The organism is Rhodopseudomonas sp. RCAM05734 (assembly GCF_052658035.1).
The window spans coordinates 3,966,195-3,979,076 of the sequence record NZ_CP199742.1 but is presented as its reverse complement, the minus strand read 5'-3'; the positions used below and the strand labels follow the sequence as shown (position 1 = coordinate 3,979,076).

Annotated in this window: 12 protein-coding genes and 1 tRNA gene; 2 read left to right on the top strand and 11 right to left on the bottom strand. The window is 63.1% G+C overall.

Features of this window, described 5'->3' with window-relative positions:
* Window positions 1–32 precede the first annotated feature (32 nt).
* On the bottom strand, window positions 33–782 hold the full coding sequence (locus tag ACUXVA_RS18755; protein WP_265078954.1) for a Crp/Fnr family transcriptional regulator: 750 nt from the start codon (window positions 780–782) through the stop codon (window positions 33–35).
* A gap of 190 nt (window positions 783–972) precedes the next feature.
* Between ACUXVA_RS18755 and ACUXVA_RS18750 the strand changes: the two genes are divergently transcribed.
* Entirely contained in the window at window positions 973–1,401 is a 429-nt protein-coding gene (locus ACUXVA_RS18750; protein ID WP_265078955.1) for a response regulator, read from the top strand.
* A 27-nt stretch (window positions 1,402–1,428) separates the two neighbouring features.
* Here ACUXVA_RS18750 and ACUXVA_RS18745 read toward each other — a convergent pair whose 3' ends face one another.
* Both ACUXVA_RS18745 and ACUXVA_RS18740 read right to left on the bottom strand, forming a co-directional pair.
* On the bottom strand, window positions 1,429–1,755 hold the full coding sequence (locus ACUXVA_RS18745) for a PilZ domain-containing protein (RefSeq protein ID WP_265078956.1): 327 nt from the start codon (window positions 1,753–1,755) through the stop codon (window positions 1,429–1,431).
* Window positions 1,756–1,764: 9 nt separating this feature from the next.
* Window positions 1,765–2,649, bottom strand: coding sequence for a CheR family methyltransferase (locus tag ACUXVA_RS18740; RefSeq protein ID WP_265078957.1), 885 nt, complete (start codon window positions 2,647–2,649; stop codon window positions 1,765–1,767).
* Window positions 2,650–3,235: 586 nt separating this feature from the next.
* Between ACUXVA_RS18740 and ACUXVA_RS18735 the strand changes: the two genes are divergently transcribed.
* Window positions 3,236–3,309: transfer RNA gene (locus ACUXVA_RS18735), tRNA-Gln, on the top strand.
* A 109-nt stretch (window positions 3,310–3,418) separates the two neighbouring features.
* Here the strand turns inward: ACUXVA_RS18735 and ACUXVA_RS18730 are convergent.
* The 8 genes from ACUXVA_RS18730 to ACUXVA_RS18695 all read right to left on the bottom strand — a co-directional run bounded on the left by ACUXVA_RS18730 (window position 3,419) and on the right by ACUXVA_RS18695 (window position 12,629).
* Entirely contained in the window at window positions 3,419–5,986 is a 2,568-nt protein-coding gene (locus tag ACUXVA_RS18730) for a hypothetical protein (protein ID WP_445487465.1), read from the bottom strand.
* Window positions 5,987–6,220: 234 nt separating this feature from the next.
* Window positions 6,221–7,180 carry a catechol 2,3-dioxygenase gene (locus ACUXVA_RS18725; RefSeq protein ID WP_265078960.1) on the bottom strand — a complete coding sequence of 320 codons (960 nt, stop codon included), beginning with the start codon at window positions 7,178–7,180 and terminating at the stop codon, window positions 6,221–6,223.
* A 200-nt stretch (window positions 7,181–7,380) separates the two neighbouring features.
* Complete coding sequence (locus tag ACUXVA_RS18720; RefSeq protein WP_445487462.1) at window positions 7,381–8,199, bottom strand: ABC transporter substrate-binding protein; 819 nt, start codon at window positions 8,197–8,199, stop codon at window positions 7,381–7,383.
* A gap of 9 nt (window positions 8,200–8,208) precedes the next feature.
* The gene (locus ACUXVA_RS18715) at window positions 8,209–8,901 is read right to left on the bottom strand and encodes a 4-carboxy-4-hydroxy-2-oxoadipate aldolase/oxaloacetate decarboxylase (protein WP_265078962.1); all 693 of its coding nucleotides are present in this window, start codon (window positions 8,899–8,901) and stop codon (window positions 8,209–8,211) included.
* Window positions 8,898–9,620, bottom strand: a complete 723-nt coding sequence (locus tag ACUXVA_RS18710) for a PIG-L deacetylase family protein (protein WP_265078963.1) — start codon at window positions 9,618–9,620, stop codon at window positions 8,898–8,900. Before ACUXVA_RS18710 ends, ACUXVA_RS18715 begins: the two co-directional genes overlap by 4 nt.
* Before the next feature lie 12 nt (window positions 9,621–9,632).
* The gene (locus tag ACUXVA_RS18705) at window positions 9,633–10,508 is read right to left on the bottom strand and encodes an amidohydrolase family protein (protein ID WP_445487459.1); all 876 of its coding nucleotides are present in this window, start codon (window positions 10,506–10,508) and stop codon (window positions 9,633–9,635) included.
* Window positions 10,509–10,544: 36 nt separating this feature from the next.
* Window positions 10,545–11,549, bottom strand: a complete 1,005-nt coding sequence (locus ACUXVA_RS18700; protein ID WP_265078965.1) for a Bug family tripartite tricarboxylate transporter substrate binding protein — start codon at window positions 11,547–11,549, stop codon at window positions 10,545–10,547.
* 183 nt (window positions 11,550–11,732) lie between these two features.
* A complete protein-coding gene (locus tag ACUXVA_RS18695) occupies window positions 11,733–12,629 on the bottom strand; it encodes a LysR family transcriptional regulator (RefSeq protein WP_265078966.1) in 897 nt (298 codons plus the stop codon).
* Between the last annotated feature and the right edge of the window lie 253 nt (window positions 12,630–12,882).

Here is a 12,882-nt window from a genome sequence, read left to right as displayed (position 1 = left end):
TTCAGCGTCGGCAGGGCCACCCGGTGAACGGCTCAGTACAGCAGCCTTTGCTCGTGCGCCCTGACCGTCGCATAGCATTCGCACGCTGCCTTCCGCAGTCCGTCGAGATCGAGGATCTCCACGTTGCCCCGGCTGTAGCGAATGATCGCGGCATGCTGCAGCGTGTTGGACACCAGCGACACGCTGTTTCGCCGGGCCCCGATCATCTGCGCCGACACCTCCTGCGTCAGCAGCAGATTGTCGCTGCCCGACAAATCGCGCATCTGCAAAAGGTAGCGCGCCAGCCGCGCCTCGACGCCGTGCGCCGCATTGCAAGCCGCGGATTGCTGGGCCTGCGCAAATACGAACTGCCCATGCCGCACAACAGCGTTTCGGAGTTCCGCGCTCTGCTCCGCGATCCGGCGGAACTGCTCGAAGTCGATCACCGAGGCCATGCCCGGCAATTGCACGATGGCACGCGACAGCGCCTGGCGGCCCTCGAACGCGGCGGCGGCGCCCAGCACGCCATTGCGCCCGATCTTGGCGACCTCGATCGTCTCACCGCCGGCGAGGCTCACCACCAGCGAGATGACTCCCCCATGCGGGAAGTACACATGGGTCATCAGATCGCCAGCTTCGGCCAGGACGGTATCCTGAGCAAGAGTCACGGTATGCAGATGTTGCGCCAGCACCCCAAGGACCGCCGCAGGCAACGACGCCAACAGATAGTTCGACGGTGTCGGCATGACAGCGGGCTCCCTGCCGCAGGACGCGCTCGACCACCAGACCGTCGCGCGCTGCATACAACGCGATGATATCTCAACTGAAACCCGCTCGCAAAAAACCTTGTCGAACTATCATATGCACGTTTCGGTGCAGACATTCCCGCAGCAATGACTCCATTGTTAGTAACAGAATTGATTCGCAGCGACGCAGTCGGTAATTGAGTGTTCAGGATCAGGCACCGTCTACAACCCGCGCGGGGGCGCCAGCATGACACGCATCTTGATTGTCGACGACGACCCGCTGGTTTCGCTGTCCATCAAGGTTGCGCTCGAGCGCGACGGCTTCACGACCATCGTTGCCGATGGCGGAATCAGCGGGCTGAACGCGCTGGACAGCTCCACGTTCGATCTGATGATCGTCGATATCTTCATGCCGCACATGCACGGCTTTGAATCGATCCGGCTGTTTCATCAGCGGGCCCCCAAAATACCGCTGATCGCCATCTCAGGCTATGCGTTTTCGCACCACAGCTCGCCCGCTCCGGATTTTCTGCGCATGGCCATCGAACTTGGCGCCACGCGTTGCCTGCGCAAACCCTTCACGCCAGCCGCCCTGCTGGCGGTCATCAAGGATTGCCTCGCAGATACCGTCGAGTCGCATGGCGAACTCGTGGGTGACAGCGGGTCGACCAACTGACAAACGACGGCGCCCCGACGCTGCGCGCTACGCGTCGACGGTGCTGCTTTCGGATCTGGCCGCCGCCTTCTTGCCTTTTCCGCCCTTCGTCTTCAGAAAGCGGATCTCGATGTCTGCGCCATTCACCTTGACGAGTTCGCATCGTCGATAGGCCAGTCCGGTGGAAGACAGCAGCAGGAAGAATTCCTTCAGGTTGAGACCTTCGATCGATCCTTCCAGCGTCAGATCGGCATCGCTGGCGGATACCGCCTTGAGCAGGCAGTTGCGTCGCCAGGTGCCGTCGATCGCCATGATCCAGACGCTGTAACCTCGTCCGAACGTGACGCGTTCCGGCCCGGTGTTTTCCGCAGCCATGGCGCTCTCCTATGCGCCGATCCGGCCGGACAAGGGCTTCCTGTCGCCGACGGCTGTGCCCGGCGCGATCGATGGCGCCCCGCGGACGACGGGCAGGTAGACACCGCGACGGTTCGGACAAACCTTGTAGCTGTCGGTGAGACCGATCACGGTCTCGGCGGCGCCGAGGAACAGATAGCCGTCCGGCTCGCTGGCCTTGGCCAGCCGTGCGAAAATGCCGCTCTTGGTCGGCTGATCGAAATAGATCAGCACGTTCCTGCAGAAGATCACGTCGAACTTTCCGAGATGCGCGTAGTCCTGCAGCAGGTTGAACTGACGAAACTGCACCATCGCGCGGACATCGGCATTGAGCTGCCACATCGTTCCGACCTGGGTGAAATGCTTCACCAGCGATTGAATCGGAAGGCCGCGCTGAACTTCGAACTGTGTGTAGAGACCCGATCTGGATTTCTCGAGAACTTCCGGCGACAGGTCGGTGGCAATGATCTCGATGCGCCAGCCCGAAAGGATCGTCGCGGCGAGGTCCTTGAGGATGATTGCCAGCGAATATGGCTCCTGCCCCGACGAGGCGGCCGCGCACCAGATGCGCAGGCTGCGCTTGCCGGCGCGCGCCTTGACCAGTTCGGGAATGACCGTGTCCTTGAAATGATCGAACGGCGTCTTGTCGCGGAAGAAGAACGTCTCGTTGGTGGTCATGGCTTCGACCACGTCGCCGATCACCTTTTCCGAGCCGGCCTTCATTTTCTGCACGAGCTCGCTGATGCCGGCAACGCCGGCCTTGCGCGCAAGCGGCATCAGCCGGCTTTCGAGCAGATACATCTTGTCGGCCGACAACATCAGGCCGGAGCGGTCCTTCAGTATCTTCTGGAGATACTCGTAGTCGAGAGGGGTCATGGTCTCTTTCTAGGACGCAAACTGCACAACACGTTGCCGTGGATTCGACCGCCGGGACGGCCCCGGTATTCTTCTACGCGCACGTTGCGTAGGGCTCACGCCACCGTTGCATCAATTGACTAAGAGTCTACGAACAGGCTCAGGCCTCCCTGCTCAGCCGTCGTCATCCTGCCTCGCGCATGGCCTGGATCTGACGATCATGCGAGGCTCAGCAGGCGAAGGAGATGCTCGCTTCGAAGTGCACGTTTGGTCTCCGACGAGGGCGTCCGGCAGCAACAAAACCTGCGACGGACCGATGCGCCCCGGAACGGCAGCTCTGCACGTCCGCGGAGCCGCCTGAGAACGGAGGCATGGCACTCGGTGCCGACTAAGCACGCCGACATGCGCTCATACCGGCCAGGATCTTCAGCCCGGGCACCGGCGCAGGCGCTCGGCACGGCCCCCGGTCCGGATAGAGATATTGTGGGTCAGGTCGAGGATGCGCTTGCACGAGGTGCTCCGGTCGGGCTAGAACCCGCCCGCACCGGGGCGATGCGCTTCCGGTTCCGATGATTCTGGCAGGACCCCGCTAAGTCCTTGAATCATTTGGGGAATGGTGTAACGGTAGCACAACAGACTCTGACTCTGTTTGTCTAGGTTCGAATCCTAGTTCCCCAGCCAACTTGCATTTTCGATCCGGTCGCAGCTTTTCCGTCGTCGATGACCGCCCGAGTGGCCGCACGGACGGCGCCGCATCTGGACCTGCTCCGAGGTCGACCACACCCCGACTTTAGCGTTTCGCCGCCTTCTTCTTCGGCGCTTTCTTCGCGGCTTTCTTGGCTGTCTTCCTGCCGGCGGCGGGGGCCTTTTTCGCAGACTTTTTCGCAGACTTTTTCGCCGCCTTCTTGGATGCCTTCTTGGGCACGGCTCGCTTTGCGGGCTGGCGCTGCTTCGCGCCGGCTGCATTTGCGCCAACGCGCCGGCCAGCGGCCACGCGGCGGACAGACGTCGGATTTGCGATTTCCTGCTCGATGTCATCGACCGCCACCGAACGCACGAAACTGGGATCCTCGTAGTGGCCGCGGAGGACGGCGGGGTCGATACGACCGTGATTGGTGTCGCCGCCGCCGGCGGCCCATGCGGCGTCCCAGATCATGGCCAGGGTTCGCACGCCGAGCGCCATCACCTGCCCGGTTTCGCTGCCGACGCTGGCCCACAGGGCTTTTGAGTGCGGCAGCGAGCCGGGCGCAAAACTCGCTTCGTAGACGTCGATGAGATGTCGCGGCGGCAGGATCTTTGCGACGTCGCGCATGGTGGTGAGCGTGGCGACGGCGGCGCCGCGGCCATCCGGTACCAGCGCCATGCTATGATTGGTGCCGAGATTCTTGCGGATCTCCGTGAACAGCGCCCCGGTCTTCGCCGCCATGTCGATCATCTGCGTTTCATAGGCGGAATGAATGCCTTCGCCGCGGAATGCCGGTAGCTTCGTGCCCGTCTTGTCCTTGCGGCCGGGGCTGTCGCGCGGAATATCGGGCTCTTCCGTTTCGACACCGTCACTGAGCGTCGAGCCATGCAGCGGTTGGCAGGAATCGCCGACGTAATGCGCCAGCGTTCCGGCCGCGGCGATGAACTTGCCGGGATCCGTCGCCGCAAAATCCTTCAATCGCTCGAAATATTGCCAGACCCGGAACGGCAAAATGCCCCGGTGCAACACGTCGACTTTTTCGGGGAACGTATCGAAGTAGGCGTTCCAGGTCGCCGCGGTCAGCAGCGAAGGATTTGCAATACATGCCTCGGGCAATGTCGCCGAGCCCGCAAACGGCATGTCGGCATCGCAATGGTGGTTCGGATGCTCCGGCCCGGTCGAACGCATGCCGCCGGATTGCGTGTCGCGGCCACCCACGACGCCGATGTCCTCGCCTTTGCGGTTGAGGTGCGGCGACGGGTATTGCTTCCACACGATGTCAGGCACATCCGCCAGCGCCACGAATCCGGAGTCGATCAGATCCTTGTTCTTGGGCGGCTGGTTCAACCGGTCCAGCGGCAGGCTGAGGCTGTCCGCATTGTCCGCGAGGAAGGCCTTGAGCGTCCGGTTTTTCACCAGGCCGATCGCCAGCGTCCCGATCGAATAATGGCCCACCGCGCCCCAGGTGCCCGATACGCCGTCGCTGCCCTCGACCACGAGTTCGACATCCAGCAGCTTGCAGATGTTGCTCAGGCTGGTAGCCACCGAATAGGTCGAGCGCTGGTCGCTCTCGGCAAACACCTGCGCCCCCCACTCGATCGCCAGCGGACGGAGATCGCGTTCCGGAAGCGGCCTTGTGTCTTCGCGTCCGTCCGGCCCGGGCATCTGCAAATGCCAGAGCGCGCCGGAATCGCCGTGATGGCTGCCGCGCGCGCCCTTGGCCGGCGCGATCAGGAAATCCGACACATAGTCGAAGCCGCCGACCGAGCGGTAGCGATAGAACATCGCCTTGATCTTGCCCCGCAGCAGGCCCGACGCCGCGCCCATGGCAATGACCGGCTTGTCCACCATTTTGCGCAGCGACAGGTTCTGTTCGTAGATGTCGAACAACGGCTTGATCGGCGGCAGACCATAGACGTTCGGCGTCCACTGGCCGACGTCGTCGATGCGGACGAGACCGACGTCCAGCCCAAGCCAGGTCTGCCGCATCGGCAGCGCCGGATACACATCCGCGAACAGCTTGCGCGCGATCTGCCTGTTGCTGCTGACGCCGATCCGCGACAGGCCACCGCGCAGCATCGCGGATATCTCGGTGTCCGGTTCGCCGCAGGCGTGGCGGGCCGTCAGCGCGTAGGACGTATGCCCGTCGGACATCAGGCAGCCGATGGTCGCCATGTGCCGTTCATGCTGTACCTCGACGTAGAGTGGCAATCCGCCACCGAATGTGGCCTGGGGCCAGGCGACAGGCTCGCGCGGCGGACCGGCGTCCTGCGGCATCGGTGGCGCCAGCACCGTGCACACCGGCACGACCCGGCCGTCCGGCAGATACAGACTCTTCGGCACGATCTGCCACGGACGGTGCGGACCCTTGCCGAAGTCCGATTCATCGATCCAGTCGCGTACCAGCACGATGATGCATGGCCACGAATAGTCGCGCACCTCGGAATTATCGAACGTCCGCGGATAGGTCAGCTTGCGGTACGGCTTGCCTTCTTCCCCGGGCGGTGGCGGCTTCGGCCAGTCCTCCTCGCGCCGGATCAGATACAGGCCCACCGCTGTGCCGACGACGTTGACCTTGCTCATGAGATGGAAGTGATAGAGGTCGCGGGCCTCGATGAGATCCTTCAGCGACAGGCTGGAGAAATCGAAGTCGTCTTGCCTGGTTTCCGGCATGGGCTTGCCTCGCTCGACACCAACCTCTGATCGCGCGCAATCTGAATACTATCAAAAGCTGTCGCCTGCCTAGCGACTTGTCAGATCAAATCGGCCTGATGCGCATCTGTGCGCATTTTTGCGAGGACGAGTGCGCGCGAAGACATTTTCAGCCCGGCGGTCTGCCGCGGGGGCTGTCATCGGATAGTTGCATGGCTGTCACACAGCCCGATCGCGCAACGACGGCGTAGAGTGCTACTTGTGCTCCACCGGCGGCGTGCCGTGGGTGTGGAAGGACTCGATGGTCTTGAGGCCCCAGGCCTGGCCCTTCTTGCGCTCTTCCTCGGTCCAGACGATCGGCTTCCAGTCCGGCGCAAGGATCAGCCGCGCGCCGGCATTGGCGACCTCGACGCGGTTGCCGCCGGGTTCATAGACATAGAGGAAGAACGTCTGCTGGATCGCGTGCTTGTGCGGGCCGGTCTCGATGTGCACGCCGGCCTCAAGAAAGATATCTGCCGCGCGAAGAATGTCTTCGCGGCTGTCGAGCGCATAGGTGACGTGGTGAAATCGGCCCGGGACGCCATGATGGTCGCGCGAGTAAGCAAAATCGTAGCTCTTGTTCGACATGGTCATCCACATCGCCGCCTCGGTGCCGTCGTTGAGCACGATCTGCTCGGTCAACCGCAGGCCGAGATAGTTTTCGAAGAACAGCCGGTTGGCCTTGATGTCCACGGCAAGGCAGTTGAGATGGTCGAGCCGCCGCACATTGCAGCCACGCGCCGGAAACCGCTGCGCCTGGTTCTTCAGCGCAGGCTTCAGTTCCGGCGGCGCCTCGTACCATTCGGTCTCGTAGTACAACTCGACGATATGGCCATCGGGATCGCGGCAGCGATAGGCCGGGCCATGGCCGAGATCGCCGTCGGTCCAGCCGATGGCGAATTCCGAGCCCTTCAGCGCGGCCACGCGGCGTTCCAGCGCCTGTGGGCTGCGCGCCCGCAGCGCCATATGCTCCATGCCCGACGTCTTCGATGCCGTCAGCTTCAGCGAATAGCGCTCATAGTCGTCCCAGCCGCGCAGGTAGACCGAGTCGCCCTTCTGGCCGCTCACGGTCATGCCCATCACGTCGACGAAAAACTTCAGGCTCTCCTCCGGCTTCGGCGTCAGCATCTCCATATGGCCGAGATGGGCGAGATCGAAGATCGGTTCGGGGGTCATGGTTTTTCCTCCAGATTTCGCTCGGTCTTCTCATAGTGAGGAGCGCGTCTTCGCGCGTCTCGAGCCATGAGGCTGAACAGACCTCGTCCTTCGAGACGCGGCCAAAAAGGCCGCTCCTCCAGCCGAAACGCAATTGCGTTTCGGCTGGGATGAGGGGTGACGGAGTTTATCTCAACGCGTTCGTCACATGGTCGTAGAGTTCATCGATCGCATAGGCACGGGGGATCAGCCCCTGCTGTGCGGAATATTCTGTGATCAGTTCGATCGAGCGCGTCAGCTCGGCGTCGTTGAACGACGGTGACTTGCCGGCAGCCGACGCCCTGCTCTCCTGCAGCATGCGATGCACCTCGCGGACGATATCGGGATGGTTGTCGGACAGCTCCCTGCTGACTACCGTGACATGGTTGACCGGCACCACGCCGTGCCTGGCGAACCAGGCTTTCTCCTCGGTTGCGACGTCGGGAAACAGCCTGGTTGACCCGTGGGTCGTCGCTCTTCTCGCCGAGCACCGCATCGAGCTCGCCATCGAACAGCATCTGCATGATCTGCTTGCCCGCCGGCGCCTTGGTGGTGGCGTCGATATATTCGGCCACATGGGGATCTTCGAACGTGATCCAGTCGATGGCATCGAGGTTGACGCCATAGTCGTTGGCGAGGATGCCGCGCAGCCAGGCGCCGGTCGTGGTGGTGAAGGATCGGATGCCGACGCGCTTGCCTTCGAGATCCCGGGGCGTGGCGATGCCGGCCGCCGGGTTGGTCACCGCATAGGAATGCTGAAACCGCGCCATCATCACATCCGGCAGCATCACCATCGGCTTGTTGTGCGCTTTCGCCATCAGGAAGGTGACGATCGCCAGCTCGGAGACGTCGAACGCGCCGTCGCGGACCATGGGCTTGAAGCCCTTGTTGGTCGGCGTGTATTGCGCGAAGTCCATCTCGACGAGATCGGATGCGATGGCGCCGGATTTCAGCGCCGCGGTATGCGGGTGGTCCCCAAGCAGAACGCGGAGCTTCATCATCGCATGGCCCTACACGTCTTCCGGTTTGTCGACATAGACGAGGCCGGCCTTCGCGAGCCCCTCGCGCATGCTGTACATGTCGAGGCCGAGAATGCCCGATGCCAGCTTCTGCCGCTTGTCCTCCTCCAGCGCCGCGCGCGCTTCCGCCTTGTCGGCAACGTCGGCGGCATCCTGGCGCGGGATCACCACCACGCCGTCCTCGTCAGCGACGACGACATCGCCGGGATTGACCAGCGCGCCCGCGCAGACCACGGGAATATTGACCGCGCCGAGCGTGGCCTTCACCGTCCCCTTGGCGGAGATCGCCTTCGACCACACCGGAAAGCCCATCTCGCGCAGGGTCTTGATGTCGCGGCAGCCGGCATCGATGATCAGGCCGACGCCACCGCGCGCCTTCAGCGACGTCGCCAGCAGGTCGCCGAACATGCCGTCGGTATTGTCCGTGGTGCAGGCTACGACCAGCATGTCGCCGGGGCGGCACTGCTCGATGGCGACATGCAGCATCCAGTTGTCGCCGGGCTGCGCCAGCACGGTCACCGCGGTGCCCGAAGCCTCCGCGCCGGACCACACCGGGCGCATATAGGGCTTCATCAGGCCGAAGCGGCCATAGGCCTCGTGGGAGGTGGAGACGCCGAGCGCGCCGAGGCGCTTGACCACATCGGCATCGGCCCGCTGGATGTTCTGGACGACGACGGGTTTCATGCCAGCACCTCCAGGGTCATCGGGAACAGGCGCTGATAGGCTTCGCCATAGGTCATGGCCGCACCGGTGTTGCGCCCGCCCTGCATGCCGCGCTGCAGCGCGACGCGCTCGTAATAGGCCCACAGATGTTTTTGCGCGGCGAGGATTTCAAAGGTCTTGCGCTTGATGTCCCAGACCTCGTCGATGTTGAGGATCACCTGCGGCTTGAAGTTGCACATCTCCGGCTGATGCGGTTCGAACAGGAATACCGGCGGCGCCGAGTAGCTGTATTCGGCCTCCGGCTTGTGGCCCATGGCCTGGGCGATGATGCGGGCTTCCTGGGCGGCCGCGGTCGCAGCCGGGTGATCGACGTTGTAGGGATCTTCGAGCGAATGCGTCAGCACGAAGCTCGGGTTCAATTCGCGGTAGATATCGATCAGCCGCTCCTTGTGCGCCTCCGTCAGATGCAAGGGATAGTCGCCGGCGTCGAAGAACTCGATCTCGGCGCCGAGCGAGGCCGCAGCGCGCTCGGCCTCGTCGCGACGTCCGGCCTTGACCTTGGCCAGCGTCATGCCTTCCTGCTTCCAGGCAAACTGCGACTCGCCGCGTTCGCCATAAGCGAGGCAGACGATCTTGACCTTGTAACCCTTCTTGGCATGCAGCGCGATGGCGCCACCGGCGCGCCAGACGAAATCGCCGGGATGCGCCGAGACCACCAGGCCTGTTTTTGGCTTCGACATGAGAGTCGTCCTTTACTTGCTATCGAAGTCGAACAACCGCGCGGGGTTATCGACAAGGATCTTCTGTTGAATGGCGGGATCCGGCGCGAACAGCGGGATCAGGTCGACCAGGTCGCCGTCATTGGGCATCGCCTTGACATTGGGATGCGGCCAGTCGGTGCCCCAGATCACGCGGTCGGGTGCGGTCTCGCAGATCTTCTTCGCGAAGGGCACGGCGTCGGTGAAGGGCGGCCCCATCGACGTCACCCGCTCGCAGCCGGACACCTTGACCCAGCACTTCTCGTCGCGCTGCATCAGCTCGATCAGGGTCCGGAACGGCAGCCGATCGAGCCCGTCGGCAGCCTTGACGCGGCCCATGTGGTCGATGGTGTAGCGCACCGACAGTTTTGCGAGCAGGTCGGCATAATCCGGCAGATCGATCGCATCGAAGTGCAGATCAATGTGCCAGTTCAACGCCGCGACCATGTCGACGATGCGATGAAACACCTTCATATCCGGCGTGCCGCCAAGGTGCCGCACGAAGTTGAAGCGACAGCCGCGGAAGCCGCCGTCATGCAACTCCTGAAGGCCTTTTTCAGTGATGGCACCATCGAGATTGGCGACCGCGCGAAAACGGCCTTCGCTGACCTTGATCGCATCCAGCGCAACGCTGTTGTCGGTGCCGTGCACGCTGGCATTGACGATCACTGCGCGGCCGATGCCGAGCACCTTGTGCAGCTTGACGAAGTCCTCCAGCGGCGCGTCCGGCGGAATGTAGGAGCCGACATAGGGATATTTGCTGCCGGGACCGAAGATGTGGGTGTGCGCGTCGCAGGCCAGCGGCGGCAGCTTGAATTTTGGCGTGCGGGTGTGGGGGTCGGGTCCGGGAACGGTTGGTTTTGTCATCATGTCCTGTCGGCTTGAAAGTCGGAAGTGGCGGCCGCGCTATTGTTTGGGAATCCCGGCCTGGTCGATCACCTTGGTCCACTTGGCGATGTCATCGACGAGACGGGCCTTCAGCTCTTCCGGAGAACCGGCGCGTGCCTCGATGCCGAGATCGAGCAGCTTCTGCTTGACGTCGGGCTGTGCCAGCACCTCGCGCAGGCCGGCATTGAGGCTGGCAATGACCTCGGGCGGCGTGCCGGCGGGCGCAAACAGTGCGTTCCACGACACCACGTCATACCCCTTCACGCCGCCCTCGGCGACCGTCGGGACGTCCTTGAGGATCACCGAGCGCGTCTCGCCGGTGGTGGCGATGGCGCTGATCTTCTGATCGGACAGGGCCGATTTTATGCCGACATAATTGTCGATCATGACATCGATATCCTTGCGCAGCAGCCCGACGATCACTTCGGGCGTGCCGCGATAGGGCACGATCTGGAAATCGACGCCGGCCACCGATTTCAGCAAGGCAGCGGACAGGTTCTGGGTGCTGCCCACGGTGATGGTGCCGACATTGAGCTTGCCCGGATTGTCCCGCGCGAACTTGATCATTTCGGGAAGCGTCTTGTACGGCGACTCCGCATTGGTGCCGACGACGAAGTCGAAAAAGCCGATGCTGGAGATCGGCGCGAAATCCTTCACCGGATCGAATGGCAGGCTCTTGAACAGCGGCACACTGACCGCCGTGCCGTTGCTGAGCAGCGCCAGCGTGTAACCATCGGCGGCGTTGGACAGCACCGCGCGGGCCGCTGCGACGCCACCTGCCCCGCCCATGTTTTCGATGATGAAGCGCTGACCCATCTTGGTGCCGAGGCTCTCGGTCACGATCCGGATGGTGATGTCGGCGACGCCGCCGGCGGCGAACGGCACGATCACGCGAATGGGACGGGAGGGATAGGGCGATTGCGCCTGCGCGGAGGCGGCAAAGCCAAGAACGGCGACCGCGAGTACAACGAGGTTGCGCCAGAAGCCGCGCCCTGGTCCATTCTGTCTGATCTGAAATTGCATTCGCATATTGTCCGCCCTGCAACGACGCATTGTGCGTCGACCCTTGATTTTTGACGGACACCCAAGCCCCTCCCGAAAGCAGGCGCCGGCGACCGTGATCCGCAATTACCCAATACCGATATATGAAACAAATGAGACTTTTGGCACAATCAGACAAAGAACTGCATATATCGCAGGCCTGCTCTAGCCCAGCGCCAGGAAGTGCTTCCGGATCATGTCGATCAACGCCTGGGCCGGTTTGCTGACCGGCAATCCCCGCTTCACGACAATGCCGACGGTACGGCTGACGCTGGGATTGCGCAGCGGCAGCGCGACCAGCCCCTCTTTGCCCTGGGTCTCCACGGCGATGTTCGGCACCACGGCCACGCCCAGTTTCTCCAGCACCATGCCGACGGCGGTTTGCAGGTGCTGGACCTCGTAACGCCAGTTCAGCGTGTCGCGCCGGCGCCCGAGCGCGTCATCGATCAAGGCGCGGTTGCCGGCCTGCGGACTGATCCGGATCAGCGGCGTCTCCTGCAGGTTCGACCACGCCACGAAGCGCCGTTTGGCAAATTCGCTGTCTTTGGTGCACAGCAGCACGAAGCGCTCCTTGATCAGCGGCGTGACCGCGAGATCCCAGATGTTCATGGCGATGATCGTGACCCCGAACTCGGCCTGGCCGGATTGCACCAGCGTCGCAATTTCCGATGCCGAATTGTCGTGGACCTTGATCGAGATGCCGGGGTGGAGCGCGTTGAACTCGCGCAACACGCGCGGCAGGTGGTGGGCGGCGATGGTCGGCAGGCAGCCGAGCGTGATGCGCTCCTGACGCGCGCGGCCGCGCTCGCGCAGCAGGTCCACGGCATCGGACAACTCGCCGATGATCTTTCGCGCCGTCGGCAGCAGGTCGAGCCCGGCGGGAGTCAGCGCGACCTGGCGCGTGGTGCGGGCAAGCAACTGAAGACCGAGGTCCTCTTCCAGCTTCTTGATGCGGTGGCTGAGCGCTGTCTGCGACAGGTTCAGATGCGCCGCAGCACGGGAAAAGCTGCCGCGCTCGGCGATACTCAGAAATGCCTGCAGCCCCAGAAAATCGATGCGCATGACCTGTCCACCGGTGCCGATCTGCTGCACCTGCCTGCAGTTACCGCCTTGGCGCGCCGGGTTGCAAGATGCGGAAACAGACCATTCCTGAGGCCCGCCAAGTCTTTGCGTGCAGCAAGAGGACGCCGCGCCTGGCCGGGTGCGTCGCGGCCCGGATTCCAGGGGGACGCAGACAAGCCGCGTGCCGTGACGGTTAACGGCACATTAACACCGGCATATGGGCCGACGTCGAAACGTTGTTCGCGCGAAAAAT

Bases quoted from the DNA above. Each gene is read 5' to 3' on its own strand.
- ACUXVA_RS18755 (WP_265078954.1), bottom strand. From the start codon at position 782: ATGCAGCGCGCGACGGTCTGGTGGTCGAGCGCGTCCTGCGGCAGGGAG.
- ACUXVA_RS18750 (WP_265078955.1), top strand. From the start codon at position 973: ATGACACGCATCTTGATTGTCGACGACGACCCGCTGGTTTCGCTGTCC.
- ACUXVA_RS18745 (WP_265078956.1), bottom strand. From the start codon at position 1,755: ATGGCTGCGGAAAACACCGGGCCGGAACGCGTCACGTTCGGACGAGGT.
- ACUXVA_RS18740 (WP_265078957.1), bottom strand. From the start codon at position 2,649: ATGACCCCTCTCGACTACGAGTATCTCCAGAAGATACTGAAGGACCGC.
- ACUXVA_RS18730 (WP_445487465.1), bottom strand. From the start codon at position 5,986: ATGCCGGAAACCAGGCAAGACGACTTCGATTTCTCCAGCCTGTCGCTG.
- ACUXVA_RS18725 (WP_265078960.1), bottom strand. From the start codon at position 7,180: ATGACCCCCGAACCGATCTTCGATCTCGCCCATCTCGGCCATATGGAG.
- ACUXVA_RS18720 (WP_445487462.1), bottom strand. From the start codon at position 8,199: ATGATGAAGCTCCGCGTTCTGCTTGGGGACCACCCGCATACCGCGGCG.
- ACUXVA_RS18715 (WP_265078962.1), bottom strand. From the start codon at position 8,901: ATGAAACCCGTCGTCGTCCAGAACATCCAGCGGGCCGATGCCGATGTG.
- ACUXVA_RS18710 (WP_265078963.1), bottom strand. From the start codon at position 9,620: ATGTCGAAGCCAAAAACAGGCCTGGTGGTCTCGGCGCATCCCGGCGAT.
- ACUXVA_RS18705 (WP_445487459.1), bottom strand. From the start codon at position 10,508: ATGATGACAAAACCAACCGTTCCCGGACCCGACCCCCACACCCGCACG.
- ACUXVA_RS18700 (WP_265078965.1), bottom strand. From the start codon at position 11,549: ATGCAATTTCAGATCAGACAGAATGGACCAGGGCGCGGCTTCTGGCGC.
- ACUXVA_RS18695 (WP_265078966.1), bottom strand. From the start codon at position 12,629: ATGCGCATCGATTTTCTGGGGCTGCAGGCATTTCTGAGTATCGCCGAG.